The following is a 24,804-nucleotide window of genomic DNA, read 5'->3' on the forward strand; positions in this document are numbered from 1 at the left end:
TTTGGTGACGAGACAAAAGAATGTACCTGCCGTCCTTTTGAGATTGAACGGTATCAGCGCAAGATTTCCGGCCCTTTGTCCGACCGCATTGACCTGCAGGTTCATGTGCCCCGTGTGAAATATGAAGATTTGCGGACCACGGAGGCGGAAGAAACGTCAGCGCAGATCCGTGAACGGGTTTGTGCGGCCCGTACGATTCAGCTGAAACGCTTAAAACGGTACGGTGTTTTCTGTAATGCCGCCATGAATCACCGGCAGGTGGAACGGTTCTGCAAACTGGATGCATCTTGCAATACGTTGATGGAAAACGCATTTTGCAAGCTGGGGCTCAGCGCCCGCAGTTACGACCGGATTCTGAAAGTGGCCCGTACCATTGCGGACCTGGCAGGCAGCGACGATATCCAAGCGGCGCATATTGCAGAGGCGATTCAGTTGCGGACGCAGGTGAATCAGTAAAAGATATCTTCGTAGTGCTTTAGGTTTTAATCTCCTCACCGGGCGTATAAAAGTGTCCGGTGATTTTTTGTGGTTCAAGCCGTAGATTTATCTGCGGTTGTTTTGTTATAATTAATAATAAGGTGTGCGCCAGTTTGGCGTAGGTAATTACATGGCCGATTACGGTATCATAGACTGGGAGCGTACCTGCCCGCTGACAAAGTATTTTACATTATAGGGAAAGAAAGGAATTCGAGCTATGAAAAGGGAATTCAAGGATCTAATCAGATACGAGCCGTACGAGTACTTGAACAGCGAAATCACGGGAGGCTTCGACGAGGCCCATGCCGTGAAGTGCGTGAACGGCACCTTCGTCGGAACCGAGGAGCACGGGGTCGCGTCGTGGCTGGGCATCCCCTACGCGAAGCCGCCTGTGGGCGAGCGCCGCTTCAAGGCGCCGGAGTACGTGGACGCGAGCGACCGGGTCTTCGAGGCCAGGTACTACGGAAAGGGTGCTTTCGGCTCACTAGGCTACCCGGATTGCATACAGAAGCTGGTCTCCGAGGACTGTCTCTACCTGAATATCTGGGTCAATGCCGACGACAAGACCGAGAAGAAGCCGGTGATGGTCTGGATCCACGGCGGGGCTTACGTCACCGGCTCGGGGTCGGAGATATCCTACAGCGGAGCCAATCTCGTCCAAAAGCAAAGTGACATCGTCATGGTGAACATCAACTACCGCCTGAACATGTACGGCTTCATGGACTTCTCGTCGGTGCCCGGCGGCGAAAACTTTAAGACGGCGCCCTGCAACGGCCTGCTGGACCAGGCTATGGCGCTCAGGTGGGTGCACGAGAACATCGCCGCTTTCGGCGGCGACCCTGACAACGTGACCATCTTCGGGCAAAGCGCTGGCGGCGGCTCTGTCTCCATTCTGCCGGTCATGAAGGAGGCGAACCGGTATTTCCAGAAGGTCATAGCCCAGAGCGGCTCGACCACCCTGGCCTTCCCGGTTGACTGCGAAGCAGCGCAGGGCAAAACTAAGGCGCTGCTGGAGTACACCGGCTGCAAGACCATGGACGACATCATGGCGCTGTCCGAAGAGGAGCTTCAGAAGGCGTATGTCGAAGCGGTCGGCAAGTTCACATCCTGTCCCTACTACGGAACGGAGGTGCTCCCCGAGGCGCCCATCGAGCTGTACCGGAAAGGTTACGCAAAGCACATATCCATCATGGCAGGCACCACGGCCGACGAGATGAGGCTGTTCATGGGCGAGGGCCCGTGTCTGAGCCTGGAAGAACAAAAACTATACGCCCGGCGCGCTGCGGGCGACGCAGTTCCCTACCTGAAGGAAGAGGACAAAAAGTATTACGAAGAATTCCGGCGGGTATGCAGGGATCAGGAGCCGGGACTTGTGGAGACGGAGTTCATAAATGAGCTCATGTTCAGGGTTCCCATGCTCCAACAGCTCGACGCCCAGAGCGCGTTCAACAAGACGTTCTGCTACTACTGGTCGTACCCGGGCAGCAACCCGGATATGGGGGCAGCGCATTCCGTGGAGCTCCTGTTCGTGTTCGACTTTCGCGGCGTGGGGACGGACAGCACCTTCAATGGCACCAACATCCCCGAAGAGATCTTCACGGCTGTTCAGCAGATGTGGACCAATTTCGCACGCTGCGGCAACCCGTCCACAGACAAGGTCGAATGGAAGGCGTACTCGGTGGACGACCAGAACGTCCTGGTCATCGCCGGGCCGGATGACATTCATATCGAACAGGGCCTTCTGGCCGATCAGTACAAGGCCGTGCTCCCCTTGCTGGGCTACTACCAGTTCATGGACAAGTTCTTTACGCCCGGCTACCTTTTGGATATCGTCGCCGCGCGCGGGCAGAATTCCTAGACTCTTTTGGCAATATAGATTAGCTTCCATGTCAATTTTGGCAACTTTGTTTTGTATATATTAGCAGGTGTATTCTCTTATGAACACTGAATCTGATTACAGCGCAATGGCACGGACCAATCCCGTATTCGTGACAGCAAAAACAGCGGTTTGCCTGATGGCGCAGGCGGAAATACCGGATGCTGAACGCATTGTCCGTTCCCTGAAAATAGAAAATAAGGAACCGCTTCAGGATTTGTCGGGTTCCACAGTGATCCTTGGCAACGCACTGGTGGTGGAAGCAAAGTACCGCACCATGTGTTCCCTGATTGAAAATTCCGGTTACCGTACCTGTGTAGATCTGCCCTGTGGCTATACGCCGAAGGCATTCCATTTGACGGCTAAGGGGATTCAGTTTATTGGGCTGGATCTTCCCATCGTCGTGCAGGAAATGGAACCGGTTATGCATTCCCTTACAGCGTATCCGGAGCGCATGGCCTTTCATCCGGTCGATGCCACTAATTATGACTCGCTGGACGCGGCGCTGGAAAAAACGGCAGGGCCTCTGTGTATCACAACGGAAGGCATGATGATGTACTTTACCGAAAGCGAGCTGGAGGCTGTTGTAAATAATGTCTGCACGTTGCTGGAAGTGCATGGCGGTGCCTGGTTTACACCGGACCCGGAATTTATGATCCAGTTCTTCCTGACGTTTCAATCCCTCTTTGGGGAAGACTGGATGAAAAAGCTGGAGGCGGCCGGGAACGCTGCCAAGAAACAGTCAGATGTGGCCAACCTCTCCAATTCGTTTATCATTGATGCGGCGGATATTCCCGGTTCAGTCAAGCGGACAGAAGCGTTTCTGGCAAAATTTGGCTTAAAGGCCGAAAAGCTTAATCTGGCGGAGTATATGCCCGAACTCAGTACGTATCGCTTCCTTACGTCGGAACAAATAGTACAGTTCAAGAAGGCGATGGGTAATTGCTATTATTGGGTCATCACCCTGGACGGGGCGCGCAAACTCCGAAGTGATACAACGAATAAGGAACAACCCTTTGCAATGCACTATACCATGGAAAACGGATTGTTCCGTGTTTCGCTTTGCGGCAGGCTCGACAGCATCACGGCGCCGGAGCTGTTGCTGAAATGGGAGAAAGAAAAAACTGCAACAAATATTGAAAGGGCGATTGTGGATTGCGAAAGGCTTACGTATATTTCCTCCGCAGGTGTTCGCGTGCTGCTGACCATGGAGGAAAAAACGAAGTGCGGTGTAACGCTGATTCATGTCAGTCCGCTTGTTAAGAAACTTTTGGAACAAAATGAAAAGCTCAGTTTCACTGAAATCTGTGAACAATAGGAGCTTAGAAAAGTGCGTTGTTTGGGCGTCACTTGCAAATGAATCATATAATTGGAGATGGCTGGCATGGCCACCTCTTTTTTTGGTATAATAATCTTGTAAAAAAGAGAATGCAAAAGGAAGATGAAGAACAAAAATGTTCCGAATATTGCGTTATTGCTATAGTTTTGTGGTTGCCGGCCTGATCGGTATGCTAGCGGGCATGGTGGGACAAATTTACATATACGAGTTTTCAGACAGGAATGCCGTCCTGATGCAGGCTGCCAGCGTCTTTAACGAACTGGACGAGCTGTCATTTATGGTGGTGCTTGTTGCAACGGCAGTACTCCTGTATTTCTGTATTGTGATCGAATACCGGCGGTGGAGCAGGATAAATCAGAACGATGAAAAGATAGTCAGGGAGGATTGATATCATGGCGAATTATACGACAGACATATTTACACAGTTCGACAAGAAATGGGCGTAGCTTTGCGCCGGCAACAAAGAGCGGCACAATACCATGACCATCAGCTGGGGCGGTATGGATACTCTGTGGGGTAAACCGGTGGTAACAGTGTATGTAAAGCTATGCCGTTATACGTACGGTTTTATGAACGAGAAGTCTGATATGAGGGAGGCTGAATGATGTTGAAAGGGAAAAAGGCTATCATTGTTGCAGCAGTACTAGGTTTTATGGCAGGCAATATGGTTTCAGTTCCGAAAGCGGACGCTGGGAGCGTTCTGGGAAACATAGGAAAAGCGGTTAAAACAGGAGGTATCGTTTGGCTGGTAGACAAGTATGGAAACGAACTGAACACCTTTATCAACAAGCTGACAGCAAAATACCCTGTTTCTGATTCATATGCAACCAAGGTCGTGCCGATTATTGCGGTTGGCACCAAAGGTTATGTAGGAGCGGCGCAGATCAGCGGTCCTCGTGCTTTGGTTGACAAGTGCAAAGGTGCGTTGGCGCTGGAAGGGGATTTTCTGAACCGATCATTCCGTGTACAGGCACTGATACCGGTCGATTCGATTGATCCGTCTCATTGTACTCGTGTCCAGGGAGTAGGTGTAAGCGCCAAAATTGATGTGGCAATCTGATGTGAAGGGGATACCATGGCGAAATATTTAGGAGGAATTGAAGATTCAAATATAGAAATCATAGGCATATCACAGCATTTCTTTTCATCGGGTTTCGATATACAATACTACAATTATCAGCTTGATACGTTGGCGGTTCAAAAGTTGGATATCGCTAAATCCCTTGTAAAAGTTGAAGAGGTCAGCGCTGAAATTCATTCTTCTCCGAACCGGTCGGCGACAGGCGCTTTGGTTGGATATCTTGCGGGCGGTCCGGTATGGGGAATCATCGGAGCCGCGTTGAGTGGAACCCCGGCGTATGAAAAGCATGTTGTTCTCTGTGAACTGGCGAATGGCTGGCGGTTTGCAATGGAATTGGATAAGAACGAATACATGGCATGGAAAGAGGCCATGGACAAAAGAAAGTGAAAGATATCACCAAAAACAGGACAGGAAAACGGGTGCGATGACTTTTTATGTTCTATATTGTAGTAGAAATACATCGTGAACCTGACCATGAATCCATATTACAGGGCGTTAAGATGAAAGGCCTTGAAGCCGTCCGGCCTTGCGCGCTAAAATTGTCCTATTAATGCAATATAAGGAGGAAAACAAGTGATGAAACAGATGCGTTCAATTGGTTTGGCGGTGTTGGTTACACTTGTGCTTCTTTCCATGCCGGGGCAAGCCGGACACGCGAAAGAAACGCTGTCTCCGGAATGGGTGACGGCGCTGCCTGCCGCGGCAAAGACAGAGCAGCTCATCGTGGTAGGCGGCGTTGGAAAAACGACAGCCTGGATTTCCATGCATGAGAAAGAAAAAGACGGACGCTGGCACCAGATTATGACTACGCCGGGTTTTATCGGCAGGGAAGGACTGGGAAAAGAAAAAGAGGGGGATTGGAAATCGCCTGCAGGTACCTTCCGTTTTAATAAAGCCTTTGGGATTGCCCCGGATCCCGGCTGCGCCATTCCATACACCCAGGTTGATAAAAACACCTACTGGTCGGGCGATCAGCGGCCGGGCATGGAGTATGACCGCATGGTGGACATTCGGAACTATCCCTCTTTGGACAAAGAAAACAGCGAACATATTATTGATTACAAAGAGCATTATCAGTACTGCCTGAACATCAATTATAACCGTCTTCACATACCCGGAAAAGGATCGGCGCTCTTTATGCACTGCTTCGGGCCGAACAAACCCTTTACCGGCGGCTGTATTGCCGTGCCGAAAGACAAGATGCGTTATGTGATGAAACATGTGCGGCCGAACTGCCTGATCGTGATCGATTCGCTGGAGAATCTGGGGGGAAAACTATAAATAGAGCGTGATTGGAGAGAGAACCTATGAAAAAAATAACAGTAACAATAGACACAGAATATATTCCTGCTTCGTCGCTGTTGAAACTGGCCGGCGTTGTGGAAAGCGGCGGACAGGCCTCGTATGAAATTGAGCAGGGACACGTAACCATGGACGGGGTCGTGTTAAAAGAAAAACGGAAAAAGGTACGGCCGGGAAGCACGGTAGTCCTGAACCGTGAATATGCAATTTATGTAACGGAAGAGTGAGTTAATCGGCATAGAACGAGGTTAGCAGAATAGAAGGAATGACTTTCGCGTTTTTTGACTGATTTTACTGCACATGATAAAAAAATATCACAAGAGTGAGACGCTTCGCCGGAGTGGAGCATGGAAGGAAGTATAAAACGAAAAGCCGCTTTACGTTCGGCTGCAGGATTTATAAAAAGAAAACGCACCATTCAAACGCAACCAAAGAGTGTATAAATGAAAACGCTGCACCCAAACCGTGCAGCGTTTTGTGTTGCTCTCCAGAGAAAGCTCCTTATAATCCTGTGCCTTATCGTTTAGTGCCGCGTTTGGGGATGAAAAGACGGCTCATATCAACCTGTTCCAGCCTGAGCAGCTGTTCTTTTTTGTCTATGCCGCCGGCGTAACCCGTGAGACTGCCGTTGGCTCCCACTACCCGATGACAGGGGATAATCAGTGCAATCGGATTGTGGCCGACAGCGCCGCCTACCGCCTGAGCGGACATGCGGGGAATGCCTCTTTGCTTTGCAATACGGCTGGCGATTTCCCCATAGGTTATCGTCTGGCCGAACGGAATCGTGAGCAGGATATCCCATACCATTCTCCGGAAACCTGTTACTTTCAAACTCAGTTTCGGGGTAAAGTCGGGATTCTTTCCACTGAAATAGATATCCAACCAGCGGTCCGTTTCCGTAAAAATGGGAAGCGGCTTTTCTATGAAATAAGGCAACAGCATTTTCGGGAAGTCATACGATAGGCCGGTGAGGGACTTGCCGTCGCTGGTCAGAATGATTTCCCCCAGCGGCGACTGGTAGTAGTGTATATAGTCCATGTTTGTTCCTCCTTAATGTATTTGATGTTTTTTTGTTTTTGGAGTAAAATCAGGAAAAAGGCTTTAGGTAGACAAATTAATCAGTGTTTCCTTAGGATTGGAGAGTCAAAATGAAAAAACTAATTGCCCTTTGCCTGCTTTTGCTTACCCTTTTATGCTGCCCGTCGGTTTTTGCCGACCGGCCCGTTCAGACAGGCAGAAAAGACTATGAAATGATTGCGCCGGAAAGCTACGAAGGTTACTGGGAAGAAAAGGCGGGCGGTCGTCTGCTTATATCCGTTACGCCGGCGGATGAACCGGAATGGTATGATGTGACTGTCGCTGTACGCGACAAGCTTCCCAAAATGGACGTGTATATCATGCGGGCGCACTACCAGAAAGATGGCAGTCTGTATTATGAAAATGGCCTCTTTGTATTGCGAAAGGTGAAACGTGACGGCACCGTGAAAGATAAGGTGAGGTATCGTAACGGGTCGGGACTTTTATATTACAGTTTCGATGAAAATGTACTGTATTGGACCGACTACACCTTGAAGCCGGAAAAGCGCGTTCGTTCTTTTATAAAAACAGCTTCGCCTGATGCAGACGAAGCCATGTGAAAAACAGACTTTGGTTTTACTAGTAAGAAAAATTGTGGCCCGCTTTCTTTCATTCAGCACGAGCGGGTGAGGCCGTCATGCTGCTGGCATAAGCAGTGTGTTACAGATACCCTGTGTGTTCCAGCAGTACTTTCAGCCCGATGAGGCAGAGAACCAAACCGCCGGCCCGGGTGGAGTGACTACGGAACTGTTCCCCCAGTTTAAAACCGATGGTGCCTCCCGCAAAGGAAATGAAAAAAGTGACGATGCCGATCTCCTGTTCAGAATACTATCTGCTATCCTTTCTTTTTTACAATTTTTCATTATACCATAGTTGAGGAGGAATGACCATGTCAAAATTAGTGGTAATTGTGCAGTGCGAGCTGGTGACCCGGCGCTGTTCCGGATATAATTGCATGAAAGCGTTTACCCGGCGCAGCGGGAAAATGGAAGGATATCCGGAGGACACCCGGTACATGGCTGTCAGCTGCGGCGGCTGCTGCGGAGCCGGAATTGATGTAAAAATTGAAAATCTGGAAAAACGGCTGCTGGCCAACGAAGAAAAGAAAGAGGACGTGGTGATTCATCTGTCTACCTGTATTTGCTCGGAGAACCATCACCGTCTGCCCTGTCCTTTTAAGAATTATCTGAAGAAGACCATTGCGCGCCGGGGTTTTCCTGTGATTGAAGGAACCTACCTTTCCAAAACGGCAAGCCGCAAAAGGGCAGAGGGGATTTATCAGCCGTTTGAATGAAGAGGAACCGAAAAACGCGTCGGGCTGACAAACCTGATTTTTTCAGAATTGCGATTAACAAAATGGCATTGGTTTGACAAACCTGTTTTTCAAATACGAATGCCGTCGGTCATCCTTGCAGAGATGGCTGACGGCATAGCTTTTTTACTTTTCTTCTTCTTTCATAATTCGCCGGATAATGTCTATTGCGTCCTGCAGGTATTCCGCTACTTTTTTCTCTTCCACTCCGGCGATGTATGCACGGCAGTGGTTCATGGGAATGAGCACGACCTTTGCTTTGCTGGAGGAAACTGCCATGGCGATGGCCGGGCTGATTTCCCCGTGAAGGGCGTTGGCCATGATGATGCCTGCAGGCCCGATAATCACATCCGCTTCTGCAGCGTTAAACAAGATTGCGTTTTCACCGGTAGCTGCAAAGGACGGTCCTCCTTTCAGCATAGTTTCCGTTGCGATGGAATTGGTTCCTGTCGCTCCGATTTCCGCGTCCGGGAAATTTTTAACAAGTAATTCTACCAAAGAGCGGCCGATGCCGCCGCCCTGTCCGTCAATCACAATGATACGCATGTTCTTCTTCTCCATGTTTTTAGAATAGTTGGAACGGCTGATTCACTTGTATGCGCGGTTTGGTGACGCCACAAACGTATTGAATCAGCTTTTTACCTTACCGTACCGGCAGGATTTCCAGCCAGTAGCCGTCCGGGTCATTGATGAAATAAATGCCCATCATGGGATTTTCATAACAGATACAGCCCATCTTTTTATGCTTTTCGTGGAGGGCCTCGTAGTCATCGGTGACAAAAGCCAGATGGAATTCATTCTCGCCCAGGTTATAGGGCTCTTTACGATCTTTCAGCCAGGTCAGTTCCAGCGTGTGGGGCGTCTCGCCGTTATCGCCTAAATATACCAATGTGAAGTCCGGCTTTTCTGTCCGGCGGACTTCTTTCAGGTTCAACGCTTCCTGATAAAACTGCAGGCTTTTTTCCAAATCCAGCACGTTGAAATTGTTGTGGGCAAACTTGATCATAGTGTACAGCTCCTTCCCATAAATTTCCGTATTAAGTTTCGCAGATTTGCTTTTTTATTATATCATATGCTTATAGTATTTGCGATTGAAATGCAGGCTGGGGTATGGATTATCTTTGCTGACATACCCCGGTATTTTTTGTTTGCAATCTGCAGGCCCCGTTTTGCAATAGTAAAAGAATAGATTATAGGAAACGTTGGCTGGAACGGCCGGCGTTTTCTGCTTTTAACTTATAGTATTTCTTTCAGTATCTTGATTAGTTCCCGGACGGTTTCTTCTTTTGTGGCCCAGCTGGTGACAAAGCGGATGACCGTTTTGTCCGGTGCTGTTTTTTCCCAGAAACTGTACACGACACCCCGTTCGTCCAGTCTTTTGATTACCGTATCCGACAGTTCCACGAATTGCTGGTTGGTAGGGGAGTTAATATAGAGCGGCAGCCCCGCGGTCCGTAAACCGTTCTGCAAAAGCTGCGCCAGGCGGATGGCGTGGGCGCCGATTTCACAGTACAGGTTGTCTGTGAAGAGGGTGTCAAACTGAATGCCCAACATATGTCCCTTGGCCAGCAACGCGCCGTGCTGCTTGACCCGGGTCAGAAAGTGAGCGGGTAGGTTGTGTCTGGTAAATACCACGGCTTCTCCGAAGAAGGCGCCGCATTTGGTGCCGCCGATATAAAATACGTCGCAGAAACGGGCAATGTCTGCCAGTGTAACATCTGTTCCGGGAGCTGTCAGCCCGTATGCCAGGCGGGCTCCGTCCATATATAACGGCATCTTATGTTCGTGGCAGACCCGGGCAATGGCTTCCAGTTCTCTTTTACTGTACAGCGTACCGTATTCAGTAGGGTGGGAGATATAGACCATACCGGGAAACACCATGTGCTCATGATTACCGTCCTGCCAGAAACGGCTGACTAATTCTTGTAATTCTGCCGCTTCAATCTTCCCTTCATGATGCGGAAGTTCCAGCACTTTGTGGCCGGTGAATTCAATGGCGCCGGCTTCATGCATGCTTACGTGTCCGGTGCAGGCCGCAACAACGCCCTCATAGGGCGCCAGCATTGTATCGATAACGACCTGGTTGGTCTGGGTTCCGCCTACTAAAAAGAAAATATCTGCTTCCGGACAGGCGCAGGCCTGTCTGATTTTTTCTGCCGCGCTGGCGCAATAGCTGTCCGTACAGTAACCTGGGTTCTGTTCCAGATTGATTTCCGCCAGACGTTTCAGAATTTGCGGGTGAGCGCCTTCGCTGTAATCGTTTTGCAAACTGATCATGATATGGTTCCTCTTTCTTATCACAAAATGCTTTGCGATCCGATTCCGTCGCATGTTGCGATTCTCTTACTTCAACTAACTGTATCCTGCTGTATTTCTAATTATAACATATCTAGTACTGTGCGCGTTACTATTCACAGCCAATAAGTAACAAAACGTTCTGTGTGCAGGAGAGAAATGAAAACAGTCGTGGTATTTCTACTGATATTTTGTTATAATAAAATAATATAGAAATCACGTTTTTAACTGATGCATGAAGATAACGGGGGAGAGTAAGGCTTGCCACAACCGTGGAAAGCGTTCAGGTGAAAGGGCTTCGAAATGGAAATCGGATTTGGCGAGTTACTGGTTATTGTGGTGCTGGCGGTTTTGCTGCTGGAGCCGAAAGATTTGCCGCGCATAGCAAAGAAATCCGCAAAGATGTATCTGGGCGTGCGCAGCTTTCTGAAAACGAACTGGCTTGCGCTGGCTGAAGACGCGGAAGAGAACAAGGAGGAATAAGCATGGGACGTATCGGGACAACAGAATTGCTGGTTATTTTAATGATTGCGCTGGTACTGTTTGGCGGAAGCCGGGTGGCCGGACTGGGCAAAGCGCTGGGCACAAGCCTGAGGGAATTCCGGTCAGAGGTGAATAAAGGGTCTGAGAAAAAGGAAGAAGAACCGACGGCTGTCAAGGCGGAAAAATAGAATGCAGTGCAAAGAAGAGACGGCGGAAAGGGAAACACAGCGGAAAAACGTTCACGCTGAAACGTTGCACGCTGACGAAACGCCGCCGTTGAAGGACTTTGAACAAAAAAACGAACGAGCGGATCATCTGCAGGAGCCGGCGAAAGATGACAGCAATGGCGAGGCGCCCATCTGGGAACATATCGGCGAATTGCGTCAGCGGCTGCTGAAATGCGTGGCGGCTGTTGTGGTATGTTTTGCATGCCTGATGTATGTGGGGCCGCAGCGGATTATGGACCTGGTAACGGCGCCGGTGAAAAAAGAAGGCGTACAGTTCATTTATCTCGGGCTTGCGGACGTGCTTTACGTACAGATGAAAGTGGTGTTTCTCTGTGCCGTGATTCTGGCATCGCCGGTGTTGTTATGGCAGCTGTGGGCATTCGTGCGCCCGGCACTTTATCCGGAAGAAAAGAAGCTGGCGCTGGGATGGACGTTTCTGTCCCTGTTCCTTTTTGTTTTGGGTGTAACCTTTGGTTATGTTGCGGTGTTTTCTTCCGCTCTCAGCTTTTTTGTATATGTGGGAGCCGATACGGCGCTGCCATTGCTGGCCCTCGACCGTTATGTTTCCTTTCTGATAGGCTTTGTGCTTCCCTTTGGTATTATCTTTGAGATGCCGCTGGCCTGCTCCATTTTGGCCAAAGCGGGTGTGCTGCATTCCGCTACCCTGAAAAAGGGCCGACGCTTTGCCATCTTATTGAGTTTTGTGATTGGGGCGTTGCTGACGCCGCCGGATGTAATCAGTCAGATCATGATGGCGCTGCCGGCGGTGCTGCTGTTTGAAATCAGCATTGCCTGTGTGAAATGGCAGGAACGCAGCCGGGCCCGGGAACTTTCTTTGTGATAGCGTTTTAAACTTAAGTAAACGATGATTAATACGTCTGCACGCTGACCGGTGCTTTTTGTGACTGACTGCGTCAATGTTCCTCAACGCAGCTACTGCTGCACCTTCGGGCCATTTCCTTGTCAGTCGTAAAAAGCCCTCGGTCATCGTACAAACTCATTTAATCAGCGTATCCTTAAAGAATAAAACAGTAAAGGAGAAATGGGCCATCATGGTTACCCGCCGTCTGCTGCAACTCTGTTCGGCCATTTTGTACAACTGTAATTTAATCAGCGATATCCCTGCGAAATATATCAACAGTGAATTCTGTGTGCCGGGGCTGAACTGCCGTTACTGTCCGACGTCGGTGGCGGGCTGCCCGCTGAATTTCATGCAGAGGCTGTTTGCGGACGAGCTGGCCTATCTTCCCCTGCGGGTTTTATGCTGGCTGCTGTTGCTGGCATTGGCCTTCTGCCGGTTTATCTGCCCGTTCGGGGCATTCTACGGTCTGTTTAACAAAATCGCGCTGCTTTCCGTCAAGCTGGACGAAAATAAGTGTGTGCACTGCAACGGCTGCCTGCGAACCGTAAAATGGACATCAGAAAAGTGAGAGACTGCGAGTGCATTTCCTACGGCGACTGCAAGGCAGCCTGTAAGTTTGGGGCCATCCGGTTCGGTTGGGAGAAAAAAACAAATTGAAAACTAGAAAATCATATGGGCAAAAGCAGAAGCAATGATAAGGCTGATGATGGAACGCTCTAAAAAGCGAATGAACAGTTCTGCCAGGTTGACCGGTATCTTGGAACCAAGAATCAGGCCTCAATAAAGCGCTCGCGGAACTGAATAACAGCGGGGAGTACGACAAGATTTACGAAAAATGGTTTGGGAAAGAAAGCAAGTAATAGAAAACTGATTCTCCCGGCATTCATAAATAAACAGGACGCTTTCAACTTGGTTTGAGTTGAAACGCGTCCTGTTTTTATTACCCGGTGTTTTTGCTATTCTAAAAAAATGTCAACCTATGCAAAAATGAAGTTGACGTATTTGCGATTCCGCCTTATAATTTTAACGTAAACCAATGCCTGAAGCGTGGTTAACGTTGCAGGGCAAATGGTGAAGGCATCTATTAAACCAAAGAAAGAGGGTATGGGTTTGCTTGCAATAGGCATTACAGCAACGGATACGGAAATGGGAAAAACCGTGGTGACAGGGGCGTTGGCAGCCGCATTGCGTTTTCGTGGAATTACACCGGGCATTTTCAAACCGGTTGCTTCCGGATGTGTGCGGCGGCAGGATGGGGAACTGATTTCAACAGATGCGGAGTTCCAGATGAAATGTGCGGGTTATCCTGACGCATTGCGCAAGGAAGTGATTCCTGTAATATTAGAAGCTGCTTTGGCTCCGGCAGAAGCCAGCAGACTGGAAGGCGTAACACTTCAGCCGGAAAGAATGATTGAAGGCGCGAAGGCCTGTATGACCGGTCATGAGGTCTCCGTGCTGGAAGGTATTGGAGGTATCACGGCGCCGATTACGGAAGAGTTTCTGGTGAAGGACTATTTTAAAGCACTGGGCATTCCGGTTTTAATTGTAGTAAAACCGATATTGGGAAATGTTAATCACGCGGTGCTGACTTCCTATTACTGTCAGCAGCACGGTATTCCGGTTTTGGGATTTATAGTGAACGAATGGAATGAAGAAACAGCGGGAGATTTGGAGAAAGGTAATCTGTATTACTACGAAAAGCTGACGGGGCTTCCGGTTTTGGGAAAGCTTCCCAGGATGACAGAAGAAGAAATGAACGATCCACGGAAGCTGGCCCTGACTACGGAGCAAACTGTTGAACTGGACAAAATTCTGGAACTGGCGAAAGAAATGCGTAATTAAAGAACAAGGAGACGCTTAGATGAACAAATGGGAAGAATTGGACAAAAAATATATCTGGCATCCTTTTACCCAGATGAAAGGATGGTTGGAGAATCCCCAGCTAGTAATTGACCATGGGGAAGGCGTGAAACTGTATGATACGGAAGGGAAAGAGTATCTGGATGCAATCAGCAGTCTGTGGGTCAATATCCACGGGCACCGGCGGAAAGAAATTAATGAAGCAATCATTGCGGAATTAAACAAAGTGGAACACAGCACGCTGCTGGGACTGATTAACGAACCCTCTGCCGAACTGGCGGAAAAGCTGGTGGAAGTTACGCCGGATGGATTAAATAAAGTCTTCTATTCCGACGACGGTTCCACGGCCGTGGAAGCTGCTATCAAGATAGCATTCCAATACTGGAATTACGCCGGACATCCGGAGAAGAAAGATTTCATTAATTTAGGCGATTCCTATCACGGCGATACGGTAGGCGCAGTTTCCGTTGGTAATGTGGAAGTGTTCCACAAGGCCTATAAACCGCTGCTGTTTTCGACTCACCGTGTCAGCTGTCCCTCGTTCTACCATACCAGGATGGACGTACATTCGGAAAAGGAATTCCTGGATGCTTTATTAAAGGAACTGGAAGCGTATCTGAAAGAGCACGCGTCCCATACGGCGGCCATGATTATCGAACCGTTGTGCCAATGTGCCGCAGGCATGCTGATGCAGCCGAAAGGTTACATCAAAGGCGTCAGGGACCTGACGAAAAAATACAATGTGCTGCTGATTGTGGATGAAGTAGCGGTGGGGTTTGGGCGAACCGGATTGATGTTCGCCTGCAATCATGAAAATGTGTTGCCGGACATGATGTGTCTTTCCAAAGGCATCAGCGCCGGTTATCTGCCGTTAGGAGCGACGCTGGTGACGGACGAAATTTACAACGCGTTTTTGGGCGAGCCGACAGAATATAAGACGTTTTATCACGGACATTCCTATACGGGGAATAACCTTGCCTGCGCAGCGGGACTGGCCAGCCTTCGCATTTTTAAGGAGGATGATGTGATTGCCGGCCTGCCGCCTAAAATGGAAATGATCCGTCAGCATTTTAATCGTATCAATGAAATGGAATATGTGGGAGAGGCGCGTCAGTGCGGCATGCTGGGTGGCATTGAACTGATGCGTGACAAAGCGAACCGGATTCCCTTTGATCCCGGTCTCTTAATGGCGGGCGGTATCTGTCAGAATGCGCGGAAGTACGGACTCATTATTCGTAACATCGGTGATGTAATCGTCTTTATGCCGCCTTTGTGTTCCACACCGGCAGAAATGGATGAAATGCTGTCGCGCTTGACAAAATCTATGGAAGAAATCTTTGACAGAGTACGTAAACAGGACGTGAATTCGTTTTCCGATCCCTGCGCGTTTTGATAGGAGGCCTCTGCTGTGCGCAATTCAAAATTACGAAACCAGATCCTGTGTGCGATTTTTACCGCGCTGATTGCCATTGGCGCCTTCATTCGCATTCCGGTTCCCGTAGTGCCGTTTACCCTGCAGTTTCTGTTCACTACCTTGGCAGGCGTGCTGTTGGGATCACGCCTGGGAGCAACCAGCGTGATCCTGTATATCGTGCTGGGGCTGCTGGGAGTGCCTGTCTTTGCGGAAGGCGGTGGGCCCGGCTATATCCTTAAACCAAGCTTCGGTTATCTGCCGGGTTTTGCCATCGGCGCCTATATTTCCGGATACTTTGCGGAAAAAACCGGAGGCTCCTCATTCAAAAATCTGCTGCTGGGCAATGCATTGAACCTGGCCGTTGTGTATTTGTGCGGTATGGTTTACTGTTATATGATCAGCAATTATTACCTGGGAACACCTATTGCAATCTGGCCGCTGGTGTTGTACTGTTTCATTCTGGCAGTGCCGGGGGATGCCGTGTTATGCGTGGTCGCTGCCATTTTAGGTTCCCGGCTTGTGCCGGTGATCGGTGTGAAAGCGTGTCATACGACCGGAAGCCACGTATAACTATTTTGAAAAATCAGGGCTCTTCATTTTTGTGAAGTCGTCCTGATTCTTTTTTTGTAAAATCAGGTAACATTATGTTATAGTAACAGTAAGCAGTAGTAATATATTTCCATAAAAGTGAAAAGGAAAAGCAAAATCAGTATGAAAGATAGCAGAACCGCACCGCGGCACATCATCGTCCGCGGGGCAAAGGTACATAACCTGAAAAACATTGACGTGGACATTCCTCTCGGCAAGCTGGTGGCTATTGCGGGCGTTTCCGGATCCGGAAAATCTTCGCTGGCGCTGGGCACGTTGTACGCGGAAGGGTCGCGACGGTACCTGGAAGCACTTTCCACCTATACCCGGCGCCGCATCACCCAGGCCGGCCGGGCCGAGGTAGACGAAATCAAACATGTTCCGGCTGCGCTGGCCCTGCACCAACGTCCGGGTATTCCCGGCATCCGCAGTACTTTCGGAACCGCTTCAGAACTGCTGAACAGCCTGCGCCTGCTGTTCTCCCGGCTGGGCAGTCATTGCTGTCCCAACGGGCACCCCTGCCCACCGGACATGAATGTGGCGTTGATGCTGCCTACAAAATGTCCCGTCTGCGGTGAAGAGTTTTACGGCCCCGGCGCGGAAGCGATGGCCTTTAATTCAGAAGGCGCCTGCCCCTCCTGTTCCGGCACGGGTGTGATCCGCACCGTGAACGAGGATTCGCTGGTGCCTGACGACTCCCTGACCATCGACGAAGGCGCTGTGGCGCCCTGGCAGACCCTGATGTGGTCCCTGATGAAGGATATCGCCCGTGACCTGGGCGTGCGCACCGATGTCCCATTCCGCGATCTGACGCCGAAAGAAAAAGAAATCGTGTTCCACGGCCCGGCCAAAAAACACCATCTTCTCTACATGAACGAGAAGACGAACATGGCGGGGGAGATGGATTTTACTTATTATAATGCTGTCTATACGGTGGAGAACGCGCTGGCCAAAGTCAAAGACGAAAAGGGCATGAAACGGGTGGAAAAATTCCTGCACGAATCTGCTTGTCCCGATTGCGGCGGTACCAGGCTTTCGGCGAAAGTTCGCTCCACAACGCTGGCCGGAAAAAATCTGGCGGAAGCGACAGCCATGACACTGGCGGACCTGATTCCGTGGGTGCAGGCTGTACCGGGAACGCTGCCGGAAGAGATGCGTCCCATGGCGGATAGTATCATCCAGTCATTTTTGGACAATGCAAAACGACTAATTGACCTGGGCCTCGGGTATCTTACCCTCGACCGGGCCAGCAATACGCTGTCTACCGGTGAACGGCAGCGGGTGCAGCTGGCCCGCGCCGTCCGCAACGAAACAACGGGCGTTTTATATGTACTGGACGAGCCCAGCATCGGGCTTCATCCGTCTAATATTGACGGTCTGATGAACGTGGTGGACAGTCTGATTGCCGATGGCAACTCTGTGGTGCTGGTGGACCATGATGTCCGGGTGCTGAAACAGGCAGACCACATGATCGAACTGGGACCGTTGGCAGGAACCCATGGAGGAACCGTTCTGGCCCAAGGCAGCATGAAAGAGATTCTGGCAGCCGGGGCATCCAAAATAGCGCCCTTCCTGACGGATACAGGGCATATGAAGATACGCAGACGCGCCAAAGCGGCGGAGGTGTTCCGCCTGGGAACGATTCGCATGGAGACGTGCCCGATCCACACCGTGCACGCGCTGAACGTTGTTATTCCCAAAGGCAGGCTGACGGCGGTGACGGGCGTGTCCGGTTCCGGAAAAACGACGCTGGTGCTGGAAAGTCTGATTCCCGGACTGGCGGCGCACTGTGCGGGGGAGAAGCTGCCTTTCCCGGTGAAAACGGTAGAGGCGGAGGGCATACGTCGTGCCAACTTAATCGACGCATCGCCCATCGGCATCAATATACGTTCCACGGTGGCAACCTACAGCGGAATTCTGGATGAGCTTCGCAAGCTGTACGCAGGAATGGAAGTTGCGAAAGCCGGAAAACTGAAAGCCGGCGATTTCTCTTACAACACCGGGTCTCTGCGGTGCCCTGTCTGTGACGGTACCGGACAGATATCCCTTGACGTACAGTTTTTGCCGGATGTAACCATAACCTGTCCGGAGTGTAACGGAAAACGATACAGTGGGGAAGCGGAGAAAATCCTCTGGAAGCCGAAAACAGCAGAGAAGGCTTTTTCTCTTCCCGAACTGATGGCGATGACTGTGGACGACACGTTGGAACTGTTTAAGGACAAGAAGAAAATATACGAAAAACTGCGGGTGCTGCATGATCTCGGCCTGGGCTATCTAACTCTTGGAGAAGACACGCCCGCTTTGTCCGGCGGCGAGGCGCAGCGGCTGAAACTGGCCAGCGAAATGGGACGGACCCAGGAGGATTCTGTGTTCGTATTTGATGAACCCACCATCGGCCTTCATCCGCTGGATGTGCAGGTACTGCTGGGCGTGTTTGACCGTCTGGTGGAAGCAGGCGCCACCGTCCTTGTGATTGAACACGATTTGGATGTGATTGCCAACGCGGACTATGTTATTGACATGGGACCGGGCGGCGGGGAACTGGGCGGTCGTATCGTAGCCTGCGGAACACCGGAACAGATCCGCCAGACCAAAGAAAGCATTACCGGCCGGTATTTGTAAAGAAACGCCGATCATTAAGTCAGGGAAAACAGGAGGGAAGACCATGAGTTCTATTCTGGATAAGTATAAGGTATTTTATAATGACAAGGTAATCGGTTACTACTATATCTACAGCAACCACAAGGCAACGTATTACACAGAATGGGGCTGCCCCTGGGATATGGAAGACAAGTTGAAGGAACTGGGGCTCGAAAAGGAATTACAGGAAACAACCCCCCTGAAGGTGTTCGCCGATTTGATCAATGACGCAAACCGGGTGCCGGGAAGAAGGCGTATCCTGTATCGGAAGGGACCCTTGCTGTTGGAACGTTACCCCATGGATACAGGGGAACGGTTTACAGTCTACCGGCGCGGCGCAAAGAAAGGGACGCCGGAGTATTCGCCGCTTTCTCACGATGCGCCGCATTACGAAGGACCAAAAACCCCGGAAGGAATGCGCGAATGGGCTTCCTGGTATGCTTTCAACAAGATGGATGACGGAACGTATGAAGCGGAACTGGACGAAGCCTGGTGGTGGGGCGGCGGCCACAATGACGGCGGCACCATCCGCCGTGAAATACCGGAGGAATGGCTTGAGTTGCCCTACGAAGATTTTCTGGAGAAAGTAGTGACTATTGCGGCGGCATCTCATTATGGTTTTACTGCTGAAATATTATTGGAGAAAAAAGGTCTGAAAGAGTTCTTCGGATTCGGCAAATGATGAGGCGGTTTTGGAATCTCACTTGACTTAGAGCAGGCTTTAACGTATATGATTAAAATACAAAACAGCAAAGGAGAAACGGATTACCATGGTTACCCGACGTCTGCTGCAAATCTGCTCGGCTATTTTATACAACTGTAATTTAATCAGCGATCTTCCCGCAAAGTATATCAACAGCGACTTCTGCGTGCCGGGACTGAACTGCCGTTACTGTCCGGCATCGGTGGCAGGCTGCCCGCTGAACTTTATGCAGCGGCTGTTTGCGGACGGCCTGGCCCGTCTGCCCCTGCGTGTTTTATGTTGGTTACTGCTGCTGGCGTTGGCCTTTGGTCGGTTCATCTGCGGCTGGCTTTGTCCCTTCGGGCTGGTGCAGGACATTCTGGATAAAATCCCGGCGCCAAAAATCAAAAAGAACGAATGGACGCGGAGGCTCAGTTATCTGAAATACGTATTCCTTGCGGTTTTCGTCGTGGCGGTTCCACTCGGTTACCATCTCGCGGGAAAACGGTTTATGGCTTTTTGCCACTGGGTTTGTCCCAACCTGCCTTTTTCCAATTTCCTTATGACGTTGTCAACAGGAGGCAGTATCCGTCCGTATATGTTTCTCAATTACCGTTTCGCCATTCTGGCGGCGGTAATCATATTATCTGTTTTTCTGTTCCGGCCTTTCTGCCGGTTCATCTGCCCATTGGGCGCATTTTATGGTCTTTTTAATAAAATCGCGCTGCTCTCTGTTAAGTTGGATGAAAGCAAGTGCGTACATTGTAATGCCTGCCTGCGGACCTGCAAGATGGATATCAGAAAGGTAGGGGACCACGAGTGCATCTCCTGCGGCGACTGCAAGGCAGCCTGCAAGTTTGGCGCTATCCGTTTCGGATGGGAAAAGAAAAAGTAATACAACAAAAGCCTGAAATGGAGGGCTGGCGCAATGGCAGCTTGCACGAACAAAGCGATATGAATATACGAATGAAAAGCTATATCGAGACATACAAATAACCTGTCTATATTTATAACAGCAAGCAGGCTGAAAAACCGCGCCACAACTGGAGTTGTAAAAAAATCCCGGTCACTAAAGTGACCGGGATCCGTTTTTGTGTTGCTTTTAACACGAAATTGTACAGTCAATAATCCCTGTGGAAGAACCAGCAAATGTGAATTAACTATGAATTCTCACTTTTAACCTTGACTTAAAGTGAACTTTAACAAATAACATATAGTTAACAAATGCCACATATAAAAGTCAATTGCTGTCAAGCCTTTCTTTTATATATCAACAAAAGGAGTGGTACATCATGTCTTACACTATTTCCGAAGCTGCCCAAAAAACCGGCCTGCCGCCGTCCACCATCCGTTATTACGATAAGGAAGGGCTGCTGCCCAACATCAAACGGAAAAACGGCATCCGTGTGTTTGAAGACATGGACCTGCGGCTGATGGGTCTTCTGACCTGCCTGAAAAACACGGGCATGCCCATTAAGCGTATCCGTGATTATGTGGAGCTGACCTCCAAAGGCGACGACACCCTGCGGGAACGTTATGAAATTATCAAGGCCCAGCGTCAGTTCGTGCTGGATCAGATCGAACAACTGCAATATTATCTGGAAGAGCTGGATTTCAAAGACTGGTACTATAACAAAGCGCTGGCCGCCGGTTCGGAAAGTGCGATCAATTTAGATGATTACGAAAAGGAAACGGGGAAGAAAGCTCCGGACGATCCCAACCGGCAGGACTAAACGCAATCCGTGTGGATGAAGAAAACCATGAAAATTGTGTTGAAAATTATATTGGTATTCGTGCTGGTTCTTACGGCCGGCGTATATTTTTACAGTCAGCGCCCGGAGTTCGGACGGACGCCTACGGGCAAACGATTGGCCCGTATTCAACAGTCGCCCCATTATTATAACGGACGGTTTTGGTCCATAACCCCGGTGGAAAAACCGGTGGAGACCAGCCAGTTTCAGGCAACCATGCGCTTTTTATTCGGCGGAACGCCGGAGCGGCTGGTTCCTGCGGAACCCATGGTGTCCCGGAAAACGGATCTGCGTAAACTGGATCTGCAGCAGGACACGGTGGTCTGGATGGGACATTCCACGTTTTATCTGCAGCTCAACGGAATCAGGATTCTGATTGATCCGGTTTTCAGCAGCTGGGCCTCACCGCTGCCATTCATCAATAAGGCCTTTGCTGGAAGCAATGTCTACACGGCGGAGGATATCCCCGACATCGACCTGCTGGTGATTTCCCATGACCACTGGGATCATCTGGATTATCCCACCCTGATGGCGCTGAAACCGAAAATCAAAAAAATCGTGGTGCCTCTGGGCATCGGGGAACATTTTGAGTATTGGGGATTTGACCTGGATAAAATCACGGAAGAAGACTGGTACACGCCGGTTAAACTTTCGGAGCAGCTTACCGTTCACATCCTTCCGGCCCAGCATTTCACCGGGCGTTTCCTGAACGCGAACCAGTCGGAAGCCTGTGCCTTTGCCTTCATTACGCCCCGGCGCAAGGTGTTTTACAGTGGCGACGGCGGTTACACCAAAGAGTTTAAAGAGTTTGGCAATACCTTTGGCGGGTTTGACCTTGCCATTCTGGAAAACGGACAGTATAACAAAGACTGGCCGAAGATTCACATGAACCCGAAGGAAACCGCCCAGGCAGGGGAAGATTTAAAAGCAAAAGCGGTGCTGCCCTGTCACGGAGGCAAATTCGCGATGGCCCGTCATCCCTGGGATGAACCCTATATCCGGCTGACGGAGGAAAGCAAAACCAAACCGTACCGATTGCTGACGCCACGAATCGGGGAAGCGGCGGTTATCGGGGATAGGAATGAAACGTTCGGCCCCTGGTGGAAAGAAATGAAATAAGTCGGTAAGCGATGTATCGTTGCTTACTGATGGAATTTGTGAAACCATTATAGAAAACTTAATGTGTGGAAATTACATGACCCCGCAGAATACAGATTCTGCGGGCATTTTCTATTCATGCCTGAAAAGCATTTCCTGCAATTGTTAACAGGTATTTGTTCTGTACATCCATATTACTTATAATAAAAATGTAATACCAAGCTTTGAGGGGAGCGTGTATGTTTATGAAAAACAGTTGGAAAAAAGCGTTGGCGGCCTTTGCAGGCGCGTCGATCCTTATGTCAGTGAGTTTAAGTTATGTGGAGGCAGCAGCAATGACAAATTCGAATCAGAGAGTTGCGAAGAAAATTGTACAGACAGCAGGCAGGGACAGGCTGGGGGATTTTGCCCCGGACTTTGCCCGTTACAATGATGACATCTTATTTGGGGAAGTCTGGTCGAAGAACGACGTGCTTTCCCTGCACGACCGCAGTATCGTTACCATTTCCGGCCTGGTAGGCAGCGGTGTTATTGACAGTTCGCTGAAGTATCATATCCAGTCGGCGAAGAATAACGGGGTTACCAAAGCGGAGATGGCGGAAATCATTACCCAGCTGGGATTCTACACCGGTTGGCCGAAAGCCTGGGCCGCGTTCAACATGGCGAAAGAAGTGTATGCGGAACCGGCGGCTGCGGCAGCGGCTGTGACAGACAAAGAAAAGTTCCAGCAGGAGATTATGTTCCCCATTGGCGAACCGAACACGGCATATGCAAAGTATTTTATCGGACAAAGTTATCTGTACCCGGTTTCCACGCAGCAGGTTGCCATGTATAACGTGACCTTCGAGCCGGGCTGCCGCAACAACTGGCATATCCATCACGCCAAATCCGGCGGCGGCCAGATGCTGATTTGCGTAGGCGGCCAGGGCTGGTATCAGGAATACGGCAAACCGGCGGTGAAACTTCTGCCCGGAACCGTGGTCAACATTCCTGCCAATGTGAAGCACTGGCACGGCGCCGCGGCAGACTCCTGGATGTCTCATCTGGCCATTGAAGTGGCCGGCGAAGAAACCAGTAACGAATGGTGCGAACCGGTAACGGATGCGGAATACAGCAAACTGAAATAATAGCGAATCAATAATAATGCTCGTCGAACTGTGCCTGAGATTTGCCTTTGGCACGGCTTTACGGGCATTCGTAATAATGGAGGGTCCTATGTTAAAAAAACTTGCGATTGCACTGACTGCCATTACATTTACGCTGGCTTTAACCGGTTGCGGCGGCGAAAAGAAGACCGCAGAAGCGAAAGATGTGAAACCGGCTGCCACGGCCGCAGTTGTGAACTCTTTCAAACCGGAAGTCAACCATAAACCGCTGCGCTTTCTGACGGAAGATAAGAACGCGCCCATTGTCTATTTCACCAAAGACGTTTCGGCCGGCGGCCTGATGAAAGTGTACAAGGCGCTGGGACAGGAAAAGAAAGGCAAGGTCGCCGTTAAGGTCTCTTTTGGCGCCGAAGGGGAACAGTATCTGGATCCGATTCTGATGGCGGAACTGATGAAGGAGACGCAGGGCACGTTTGTGGATACCAACGGTTTCACTGCGCCCCGCAATACAACGAAAGGAAATTACGCCATGGCGGAAAAGCACGGCTTTACCAAAGTCGGGCCGGTAGACGTGCTGGATGCGGACGGGGATATTGACATGCCGGTACAGAACGGGCATCACCTTAAGTTTACCCGTACCGGATCCCATATTCAGAACTACGATACCTTCGTGGCGGTGCACCGTTTTAAGACCCATTACATTGCTCAGTTAGGCGGTAATATCAAGAATATTTCCCTGTCCCTCGGTTCCCTTTCCGGAAAAGCGCTGATCCACAGCGCGGGCAAAAACGACAAAACCTATCAGTGGGCCGACGACGACACCACGGCCCGGTGCTTCGCGGACGCAGCCAAAGCGGCGATGGATTATAAGAAAGGGCGCTGGGTGTTTATCAATGTGCTGGATGCCTTTAAAGCGGAAGACAAATGTGTGAACGTGCAAGACCGTAAAAGCGTCGGCATTCTTGCCTCCGCTGATCCGGTCGCGTTAGACCAGGCCTGTGTGGATTTTGAATTCGGCGCGGCCAAGGATGATGCCACAAGAGCTGCGTGGGAAAAACACCACAGCGTCAACGTGCTGGAGTTTGCAGAAAAGATAAATGTAGGGAAACGTCATTACCGTATGGTTTCCGTGGATTAAAAACATTTCGTAAAAAACCACAGAATGTCCCTTTACATTGCTATGCTTTTTTGTTATAGCAGTGCTGCAAAACAGGCATTGTACATTCTGGCGAAGATAGGTTATAACTATATTATAGAAGTTTGTATTCTTTTTTAAACACGCCACGAAGGCAGGTTGCGGGACGCAGGAGCGTCCGGCGTAAGAAAGGAGACCG

At 50.0% G+C, this 24,804-nt stretch carries 31 protein-coding genes; 26 read left to right on the forward strand and 5 right to left on the reverse strand.

Going from position 1 to position 24,804, the window contains the following annotated elements; genetic code table 11:
• The 9 genes from QZV31_RS10495 to QZV31_RS10535 form a co-directional block, all read left to right on the forward strand.
• A partial coding sequence (locus QZV31_RS10495; RefSeq protein WP_295360374.1) for an ATP-binding protein occupies positions 1-456 on the forward strand: 456 nt, incomplete at its 5' end.
• Positions 457-694: 238 nt separating this feature from the next.
• A complete protein-coding gene (locus QZV31_RS10500) occupies positions 695-2,335 on the forward strand; it encodes a carboxylesterase family protein (protein WP_295360377.1) in 1,641 nt (546 codons plus the stop codon).
• A gap of 79 nt (positions 2,336-2,414) precedes the next feature.
• A complete protein-coding gene (locus QZV31_RS10505; protein ID WP_295360380.1) occupies positions 2,415-3,671 on the forward strand; it encodes an STAS domain-containing protein in 1,257 nt (418 codons plus the stop codon).
• 136 nt (positions 3,672-3,807) lie between these two features.
• Positions 3,808-4,080: a hypothetical protein gene (locus tag QZV31_RS10510; protein ID WP_093730340.1), complete on the forward strand. Its 273-nt coding sequence runs from the start codon at positions 3,808-3,810 to the stop codon at positions 4,078-4,080.
• A 91-nt stretch (positions 4,081-4,171) separates the two neighbouring features.
• Positions 4,172-4,297, forward strand: a complete 126-nt coding sequence (locus QZV31_RS10515) for a hypothetical protein (protein ID WP_295360383.1) — start codon at positions 4,172-4,174, stop codon at positions 4,295-4,297.
• Positions 4,294-4,752, forward strand: coding sequence for a hypothetical protein (locus QZV31_RS10520; protein WP_295360386.1), 459 nt, complete (start codon positions 4,294-4,296; stop codon positions 4,750-4,752). Before QZV31_RS10515 ends, QZV31_RS10520 begins: the two co-directional genes overlap by 4 nt.
• A 15-nt stretch (positions 4,753-4,767) precedes the next feature.
• Positions 4,768-5,160 carry a hypothetical protein gene (locus QZV31_RS10525; protein ID WP_093730342.1) on the forward strand — a complete coding sequence of 131 codons (393 nt, stop codon included), beginning with the start codon at positions 4,768-4,770 and terminating at the stop codon, positions 5,158-5,160.
• A 189-nt stretch (positions 5,161-5,349) separates the two neighbouring features.
• On the forward strand, positions 5,350-6,054 hold the full coding sequence (locus QZV31_RS10530; RefSeq protein ID WP_295360466.1) for a L,D-transpeptidase family protein: 705 nt from the start codon (positions 5,350-5,352) through the stop codon (positions 6,052-6,054).
• 26 nt (positions 6,055-6,080) lie between these two features.
• The gene (locus QZV31_RS10535) at positions 6,081-6,302 is read left to right on the forward strand and encodes an RNA-binding S4 domain-containing protein (protein WP_295360389.1); all 222 of its coding nucleotides are present in this window, start codon (positions 6,081-6,083) and stop codon (positions 6,300-6,302) included.
• A 289-nt stretch (positions 6,303-6,591) separates the two neighbouring features.
• Here the strand turns inward: QZV31_RS10535 and QZV31_RS10540 are convergent, their stop codons facing one another.
• Positions 6,592-7,113, reverse strand: coding sequence for a methylated-DNA--[protein]-cysteine S-methyltransferase (locus tag QZV31_RS10540; RefSeq protein WP_295360391.1), 522 nt, complete (start codon positions 7,111-7,113; stop codon positions 6,592-6,594).
• A 110-nt stretch (positions 7,114-7,223) separates the two neighbouring features.
• On the opposite strand from QZV31_RS10540, the gene QZV31_RS10545 reads away from it, so the two are divergent.
• A complete protein-coding gene (locus QZV31_RS10545; protein ID WP_295360393.1) occupies positions 7,224-7,712 on the forward strand; it encodes a hypothetical protein in 489 nt (162 codons plus the stop codon).
• A gap of 100 nt (positions 7,713-7,812) precedes the next feature.
• Here the strand turns inward: QZV31_RS10545 and QZV31_RS13005 are convergent, their stop codons facing one another.
• Positions 7,813-7,965, reverse strand: a complete 153-nt coding sequence (locus QZV31_RS13005; RefSeq protein WP_366508720.1) for a manganese efflux pump — start codon at positions 7,963-7,965, stop codon at positions 7,813-7,815.
• A 76-nt stretch (positions 7,966-8,041) separates the two neighbouring features.
• Here QZV31_RS13005 and QZV31_RS10550 point away from each other — a divergent pair, with 76 nt between their 5' ends.
• Positions 8,042-8,446, forward strand: coding sequence for a CGGC domain-containing protein (locus QZV31_RS10550; protein WP_295360396.1), 405 nt, complete (start codon positions 8,042-8,044; stop codon positions 8,444-8,446).
• Between the two features lie 144 nt (positions 8,447-8,590).
• Here QZV31_RS10550 and QZV31_RS10555 read toward each other — a convergent pair whose 3' ends face one another.
• The 3 genes from QZV31_RS10555 to QZV31_RS10565 all read right to left on the reverse strand — a co-directional run bounded on the left by QZV31_RS10555 (position 8,591) and on the right by QZV31_RS10565 (position 10,741).
• On the reverse strand, positions 8,591-9,010 hold the full coding sequence (locus tag QZV31_RS10555) for a DUF3842 family protein (RefSeq protein WP_093730350.1): 420 nt from the start codon (positions 9,008-9,010) through the stop codon (positions 8,591-8,593).
• 97 nt (positions 9,011-9,107) lie between these two features.
• Complete coding sequence (locus QZV31_RS10560) at positions 9,108-9,470, reverse strand: VOC family protein (protein WP_295360401.1); 363 nt, start codon at positions 9,468-9,470, stop codon at positions 9,108-9,110.
• 230 nt (positions 9,471-9,700) lie between these two features.
• Positions 9,701-10,741 carry a beta-eliminating lyase-related protein gene (locus QZV31_RS10565; protein ID WP_295360404.1) on the reverse strand — a complete coding sequence of 347 codons (1,041 nt, stop codon included), beginning with the start codon at positions 10,739-10,741 and terminating at the stop codon, positions 9,701-9,703.
• A 321-nt stretch (positions 10,742-11,062) separates the two neighbouring features.
• On the opposite strand from QZV31_RS10565, the gene QZV31_RS10570 reads away from it, so the two are divergent.
• The 15 genes from QZV31_RS10570 (at position 11,063) to QZV31_RS10640 (ending at position 24,608) form a co-directional block, all read left to right on the forward strand.
• Entirely contained in the window at positions 11,063-11,242 is a 180-nt protein-coding gene (locus tag QZV31_RS10570) for a hypothetical protein (RefSeq protein ID WP_093730353.1), read from the forward strand.
• A 2-nt stretch (positions 11,243-11,244) separates the two neighbouring features.
• A complete protein-coding gene (locus QZV31_RS10575; RefSeq protein ID WP_093730354.1) occupies positions 11,245-11,430 on the forward strand; it encodes a twin-arginine translocase TatA/TatE family subunit in 186 nt (61 codons plus the stop codon).
• Between the two features lies 1 nt (position 11,431).
• The gene (gene tatC / locus QZV31_RS10580; protein WP_295360409.1) at positions 11,432-12,310 is read left to right on the forward strand and encodes a twin-arginine translocase subunit TatC; all 879 of its coding nucleotides are present in this window, start codon (positions 11,432-11,434) and stop codon (positions 12,308-12,310) included.
• 211 nt (positions 12,311-12,521) lie between these two features.
• Positions 12,522-12,899, forward strand: a complete 378-nt coding sequence (locus tag QZV31_RS10585; protein ID WP_295360412.1) for a 4Fe-4S binding protein — start codon at positions 12,522-12,524, stop codon at positions 12,897-12,899.
• 229 nt (positions 12,900-13,128) lie between these two features.
• Complete coding sequence (locus QZV31_RS10590) at positions 13,129-13,191, forward strand: hypothetical protein (RefSeq protein WP_366508721.1); 63 nt, start codon at positions 13,129-13,131, stop codon at positions 13,189-13,191.
• Positions 13,192-13,399: 208 nt separating this feature from the next.
• Entirely contained in the window at positions 13,400-14,173 is a 774-nt protein-coding gene (gene bioD, locus QZV31_RS10595) for a dethiobiotin synthase (protein WP_295360415.1), read from the forward strand.
• A 19-nt stretch (positions 14,174-14,192) separates the two neighbouring features.
• A complete protein-coding gene (bioA, locus tag QZV31_RS10600) occupies positions 14,193-15,584 on the forward strand; it encodes an adenosylmethionine--8-amino-7-oxononanoate transaminase (RefSeq protein WP_295360417.1) in 1,392 nt (463 codons plus the stop codon).
• A gap of 15 nt (positions 15,585-15,599) precedes the next feature.
• On the forward strand, positions 15,600-16,175 hold the full coding sequence (locus QZV31_RS10605) for a biotin transporter BioY (RefSeq protein ID WP_295360419.1): 576 nt from the start codon (positions 15,600-15,602) through the stop codon (positions 16,173-16,175).
• Positions 16,176-16,316: 141 nt separating this feature from the next.
• Positions 16,317-18,815: an excinuclease ABC subunit UvrA gene (locus tag QZV31_RS10610; RefSeq protein ID WP_295360420.1), complete on the forward strand. Its 2,499-nt coding sequence runs from the start codon at positions 16,317-16,319 to the stop codon at positions 18,813-18,815.
• 43 nt (positions 18,816-18,858) lie between these two features.
• Positions 18,859-19,515: a hypothetical protein gene (locus QZV31_RS10615; RefSeq protein ID WP_295360422.1), complete on the forward strand. Its 657-nt coding sequence runs from the start codon at positions 18,859-18,861 to the stop codon at positions 19,513-19,515.
• A gap of 88 nt (positions 19,516-19,603) precedes the next feature.
• Positions 19,604-20,410 (forward strand): 4Fe-4S binding protein, encoded by an 807-nt coding sequence (locus tag QZV31_RS10620; protein WP_295360424.1) that lies wholly within the window; start codon positions 19,604-19,606, stop codon positions 20,408-20,410.
• A 397-nt stretch (positions 20,411-20,807) separates the two neighbouring features.
• Positions 20,808-21,248, forward strand: a complete 441-nt coding sequence (locus QZV31_RS10625) for a MerR family transcriptional regulator (protein ID WP_295360426.1) — start codon at positions 20,808-20,810, stop codon at positions 21,246-21,248.
• Positions 21,249-21,275: 27 nt separating this feature from the next.
• The gene (locus tag QZV31_RS10630) at positions 21,276-22,385 is read left to right on the forward strand and encodes an MBL fold metallo-hydrolase (RefSeq protein WP_295360428.1); all 1,110 of its coding nucleotides are present in this window, start codon (positions 21,276-21,278) and stop codon (positions 22,383-22,385) included.
• Positions 22,386-22,699: 314 nt separating this feature from the next.
• The gene (locus QZV31_RS10635; RefSeq protein ID WP_295360430.1) at positions 22,700-23,491 is read left to right on the forward strand and encodes a carboxymuconolactone decarboxylase family protein; all 792 of its coding nucleotides are present in this window, start codon (positions 22,700-22,702) and stop codon (positions 23,489-23,491) included.
• Between the two features lie 88 nt (positions 23,492-23,579).
• Positions 23,580-24,608, forward strand: coding sequence for a DUF362 domain-containing protein (locus QZV31_RS10640; RefSeq protein ID WP_295360433.1), 1,029 nt, complete (start codon positions 23,580-23,582; stop codon positions 24,606-24,608).
• The last annotated feature ends 196 nt before the right edge of the window (positions 24,609-24,804 follow it).

The sequence above is a fragment of the uncultured Succiniclasticum sp. genome, from assembly GCF_902793885.1.
Lineage (GTDB): Bacteria > Bacillota > Negativicutes > Acidaminococcales > Acidaminococcaceae > Succiniclasticum.